The sequence below is a fragment of the Neisseria sp. GT4A_CT1 genome (assembly GCF_000227275.1).
Classification (GTDB): Bacteria; Pseudomonadota; Gammaproteobacteria; order Burkholderiales; family Neisseriaceae; genus Neisseria.
Genome location: NZ_JH164964.1, coordinates 159,559 through 164,811, shown reverse-complemented (window position 1 = coordinate 164,811; position 5,253 = coordinate 159,559). Strand labels below are relative to the sequence as shown.

The following is a 5,253-nucleotide window of genomic DNA, read 5'->3' as shown; positions in this document are numbered from 1 at the left end:
TCGATGGTTACCGCCACAATCACACGGGGATTTTTAGCAGGAGCAAAACCGATGAAAGTTGCCACGTGTTTGTTATCAACGTAACGTCCGTTGACCAACTTACGCGCCGTACCGGTTTTCGCACCGACATCAAAACCATCTACCGCACCCGCCGTACCCGTACCGCCGGGCTCGGTTACAGAAACCATCAAATCACGCACTTCACGCGCGGTCGAAGCTTTAATGACGCGTTTGCCTTTGGGCGCAACCGCCTGTTTCTCAAAGCTAACCGGCAACAATTCGCCGTCATGTGTCAACATGGTATAAGCACGCGCCAATTGCAGCAGGCTCAATTGCAAGCCGTAACCGAAAGACATGGTTGCCTGTTCAATCGGCTGCCATCTGCGCCAGCTTCTCAAAAGACCGGCCGTCTCACCGGGGAAACCGGAGTGCATCCGCACGCCCACACCCAAATCATGATAAAAATCATACATTTCTTTAGGCGTGAATTTTGCAGACAGTTTGCTGGTACCAACGTTGGAAGATTTTTGCATAATGCCGCGCACATCCAAAGTAGGATACACATGGGTATCGCGTACGGTAGCGGGACCGATTTTATAAGGCATGGTGTTAAAACGATCAGCCACACCGACTTTGCCGGAATCCAATGCTTTGGCAATCGTAAACGGCTTCATGGCAGAACCCGGCTCAATCATATCGGTAACGGCGCGATTGCGGCGCTGTTCGCTATCGGCGCTGCCCGGTTGATTCGGATCGTAGGCAGGACTGTTAACCAAAGCCAAGATTTCGCCGGTTTGCGCATCCAATACCACAACCGTACCTGCTTTGGCTTTGTGATAAGCCACTGCCTTATTCAGCTCATCATAGGCAAGCGTTTGAATACGTTGATCCAAAGACAAAACCATGTCCTGCCCGTTTTTCGGATCGCTGTTGCGCGGAGAATCCAAACTATCGACGATATTACCTTTATTGTCGCGCAAAACCACTTTCGCACCGTCCGCACCATGCAGACTGTCTTCACGCGACAATTCCAAGCCTTCCTGTCCTTTGCCGTCAATATTGGTGAAACCGATAACGTGTGCGAACAGGTTGCCCATCGGATAATGGCGTTTCAGCTCTTTTTGAAATGCCAAGCCTTTAATGCCCAAAGCTTTAATTTCTTCCGCTTTTTCTTGGCTGAGTTGACGCTTCAGATAAATAAAATCTTTATCTTTTTTCGCCAATTTTTCCTGCAATGCCTCAACAGGCAGCTCAACAATAGCCGCCAACTTAGCCATCTGTTCGGCAGTCGGCATTTCTTCCATACCGGAAGGCATGGCATACAAAGATTCAGTCGGTGCACTCAACGCCAAAGTCGCGCCGTTACGGTCCGTAATCATGCCGCGCGACGCAGGTAAAGTCAGGGTACGGACAAAACGCTGATCGCCCTGATTTTTCAAAAATTCATGCTGCGTGGTTTGCAAATAGATGCCGCGAGCCAGCAGTCCGACAAACGCAGCCGCAATCAGCCACAACACCAAAGAAATCCGCCCATCACTGGTGATGGGTTTTTTAGCTTTGGCTGTCTTGGGCAGCATGCTCGGTTTATATTCGTTTTTAATCAACATCTTAACATCTCAATTCATAATCACCCGAACCGTGTCTTTATCCGACAGCACCACTTTGCAGTGTCGGATAAGCCGGCTATATTATTTTTTTCGTTCCACCATCACGGTATTATCCGCGCCGGGCGGTTTGAGGCGTTGCTTCTCAGCCGCCACCTTAATCAGCTTGTGGTTCGCCAGCCGCGCCTGATCCAATTTCAAGCGTGCATAGTCCTGATCAAGCTTGATTTCCTGCTTTTGCGCTTTATCCAAAGCGATGAAGTGCAAACGCGATTGGTCTTGCACAGTGACCACCGCAAAAGCAGATACCGATACCAAGACCAACAAAAGGATATTTAATTTATTCATTATTTTCAGACGACCTCAATCTGTTTGTTCCGAGGACACCTGCCCCACATAATGCTTATTCTATAATCTCACCGCCCGTCCGCTCTGCCACGCGTAAAACTGCGCTGCGCGCCCGCGGATTGGAGGCGGTTTCCTCAACACCCGGCTTTATCGCCTTTCCTATCGCCTTTAACGGCGGCAGAGGCAAATCCGCTTCTTTTACTGCCGCCCAACGCGGCAAAGGAGGATGTTGCGAATACTTTTTGACAAACTGTTTTACGATGCGGTCTTCAAGCGAATGGAACGCAATAACCGCCAAACGTCCGCCTTGCTTCAGACGACCCATCACTTGCGGCAGAACCGCCTCTACCTCTTCGAGCTCGCGGTTAATAAAGATGCGAACTGCCTGGAAGGTGCGCGTCGCAGGGTCTTGCCCCCGCTCACGAGTACGGACGTTTTGTGCCACGAGCTGCGCCAGCTTGCGGGTTGTATCGATCGGACTTTCTGTCCGTTGCGCAACAATGGCGCGCGCAATCTGGCGACTAAACCGCTCTTCACCATAATTCTTGATAACCTCGTGCAAATCCTGTTCTGATGCTGTTGCAATCCATTCTGCAGCGGACATTCCCCGCGTCGGATCCATGCGCATATCCAAAGGTGCATCAAAACGGAAACTGAAACCCCGTGCGCCGTCATCTATCTGCGGGGACGAAATCCCCAAATCAAACAACGCACCGTCTATCTCTTCAATACCCAGCCTATCCAAGGTCGTCTGAAAACTTGAAAACCCGTCATGAACTACCGTAACGCGCCCATCCTGCTCAGCCAGCTTTTGCGCCGCCTCAATCGCTTGCGGGTCTTTATCAAACACAATCAGACGACCTTGACTGCCCAGACGGGACAAAATCAATCGGGAGTGCCCTCCCCTGCCGAACGTCCCATCCACATAAATACCGTCTTCACGAACCGCCAAAGCATCAACCGCCTCATTTAACAAAACGGTGATATGTTGATATTCAGCATTACTCACAATTGCAAATCCGTCTGACTTAATTGGAATGCCAACTCTTCAGGATCATCATCCAAAGCCTGAGTCATTTCAGCTTCCCATTGATCACGACCCCACAATTCCAAACGGTTGGCGCGACCGACCAAGGTAACGTCTTTTTCAAAATCCACCCGTTTGCGCAGATTGGCAGGAATCAGTACGCGGCCGGCGCTGTCCCATTCCAGCGTATCCGCATTGTGCAGCAGCAGATTTTGATAACGCTGCAACATCGGATTTCCTGCCGTTTTCAAGTGCAAAAGCTGCTCGGCAACCTTTGCCCATTCAGCCTCCGGATACATCAGCAATTTTTGACGGGAATCCAAAGTAACCACAATCGACGGCGTATAATGGCGCAGCAAAATATCGCGGAACTTGGCAGGAATCGCCAACCGCCCTTTGCTGTCAATACTCAATTCGTGAGCGCCACCAAACACAATTTCGTCCTAATCGGTTTAAATCGGAATTTTTTGGGCAATGCAGACACTTTTACCCACATCGCCCCACTAGCCCACACTATAAAAAATTTTAACGCCTCGGTCAAATCGCCTTACTCTAAAATCCCAGTACATATGCAACAACAAAATCATTAAAAAACAGTATTTTAACCAAACAAGCAAACAAGCCGAACCACCCATCTTACCCGATTTGGTTTTTAAAAACACAATATGTAGTATTGAAAATATTATTTAGACACAATATATGGTATAAAAAAATGAAAAAACGCCCCTTTTCCGTTCACGTTATAATAGACAAATAAATTCATAAATTTTACATTATCTAACAATTATGAAGGCACACCTCCCCCTCCCCTCCCCCTGCCGCGCAAGCCTCAAGTTCCAAACTATTCGAAATCATCACACAGGAAATAAAAGCCCAAAATAATTGGATTCCTTTCTCACGATTTATGGAGCTTGCACTCTACACACCCGAATACGGCTACTACACCGGAGGCAGCCACAAAATCGGCACAGAAGGCGATTTCATCACCGCCCCCACCCTCACCCCATTATTCGGACAAACCCTCGCCCGGCAACTCGCCGAGCTACTCCCGAAAACCGCCGGCAACATCTACGAATTCGGCGCAGGCACAGGACATCTCGCCGCCACCCTATTGAAAAGTCTTTCAGACGACCTCAAGCATTACTACATCATCGAACTCTCCCCCGAGCTTGCTGAACGCCAACGCCAATTCATCGCCGAACACACCACCCCGCAACTGGCACAAAAAGTCATCCACCTGACCGAACTGCCCGAATCCTTCGACGGCATCATCATCGGCAATGAAGTCCTAGATGCTATGCCCATTGAAATCATCCGCCGCACCCAAAATACCTTTCAACATATCGGCGTCTCCATCAACTCCGACGGACAGCTCGAACAAAGTCCGCAACCCTTAAACCAACCCGACCTCCTCTGTTTAGCCGCCACCTACTTTCCCGAAACCAAACACCCGTACACCAGCGAGCTACACCCCGCCCAATACGCCTTTATTCTCACCCTCGCGCAGAAAATCACACGCGGCGGCATGATATTTATCGACTACGGTTTTGACGCCGCCCAGTATTACCACCCGCAACGCGACGAAGGCACACTCATCGCCCACTACCGCCACCACACCGTTCACGACCCGTTTTTCCATATCGGCCTGACTGATCTGACCGCACACGTCAACTTTACCGATATTGCCCAAGCAGGCACCGACGGCGGGCTAGACCTCATCGGCTACCTGCCCCAGTCCCATTTCCTATTCAACCTAGGCATTATCGACCTATTGGCACAAACCGCCCCTCCAGGCACGGCAGACTACCTCCGTACCAGCACCTCCGTACAAAAACTGACCGACCAGCACGAAATGGGGGAACTCTTCAAAGTCATCGCCTTTGGCAAAAACATCGGCATCGACTGGACAGGTTTCCGCTTCGGCGACATCTGCCACAAACTTTGAAATCCCCCACCTCAAACCATCCTCCAAACACACAGGCCATCTGAAACACCGTTTCAGACGACCTCATCCATGTTTTATTCCATTAAAAAACAAAAACAAAACATAAAGTACAAAATAAAACTTGCCAAAAACTCAAAACAACATATAATAGCGAATTCACGAAACGGCGAATTAGCTCAGTCGGTTAGAGCAGAGGAATCATAATCCTTGTGTCCGGGGTTCGAGTCCCTGATTCGCCACCAAATTTCGGGGGTATAGCTCAGTTGGTAGAGCGCTTGCATGGCATGCAAGAGGTCAGCGGTTCGATCCCGCTTACCTCCACCAGATAA

Annotated in this window: 5 protein-coding genes and 2 tRNA genes; 3 read left to right on the top strand and 4 right to left on the bottom strand. The window is 49.7% G+C overall.

The genetic code is table 11. The features are described 5' to 3' along the window. The 4 genes from HMPREF1028_RS00745 to mraZ all read right to left on the bottom strand — a co-directional run. Positions 1–1,607 (bottom strand): penicillin-binding protein 2 (locus HMPREF1028_RS00745; RefSeq protein WP_009310910.1); only part of this gene is annotated, 1,607 nt, incomplete at its 3' end. Between the two features lie 81 nt (positions 1,608–1,688). Next, on the bottom strand, positions 1,689–1,952 hold the full coding sequence (gene ftsL, locus HMPREF1028_RS00740) for a cell division protein FtsL (protein WP_003761340.1): 264 nt from the start codon (positions 1,950–1,952) through the stop codon (positions 1,689–1,691). 55 nt (positions 1,953–2,007) lie between these two features. Next, the gene (rsmH, locus tag HMPREF1028_RS00735; protein ID WP_009310908.1) at positions 2,008–2,961 is read right to left on the bottom strand and encodes a 16S rRNA (cytosine(1402)-N(4))-methyltransferase RsmH; all 954 of its coding nucleotides are present in this window, start codon (positions 2,959–2,961) and stop codon (positions 2,008–2,010) included. After that, complete coding sequence (gene mraZ / locus HMPREF1028_RS00730; RefSeq protein ID WP_003761336.1) at positions 2,958–3,413, bottom strand: division/cell wall cluster transcriptional repressor MraZ; 456 nt, start codon at positions 3,411–3,413, stop codon at positions 2,958–2,960. Before mraZ ends, rsmH begins: the two co-directional genes overlap by 4 nt. A 470-nt stretch (positions 3,414–3,883) precedes the next feature. On the opposite strand from mraZ, the gene HMPREF1028_RS00725 reads away from it, so the two are divergent. The 3 genes from HMPREF1028_RS00725 (at position 3,884) to HMPREF1028_RS00715 (ending at position 5,248) form a co-directional block, all read left to right on the top strand. Then, a complete protein-coding gene (locus HMPREF1028_RS00725) occupies positions 3,884–4,924 on the top strand; it encodes an SAM-dependent methyltransferase (protein ID WP_009310907.1) in 1,041 nt (346 codons plus the stop codon). Between the two features lie 165 nt (positions 4,925–5,089). Then, positions 5,090–5,166, top strand: a tRNA-Met gene (locus HMPREF1028_RS00720). A 6-nt stretch (positions 5,167–5,172) separates the two neighbouring features. After that, positions 5,173–5,248, top strand: a tRNA-Ala gene (locus tag HMPREF1028_RS00715). Positions 5,249–5,253 lie beyond the last annotated feature (5 nt).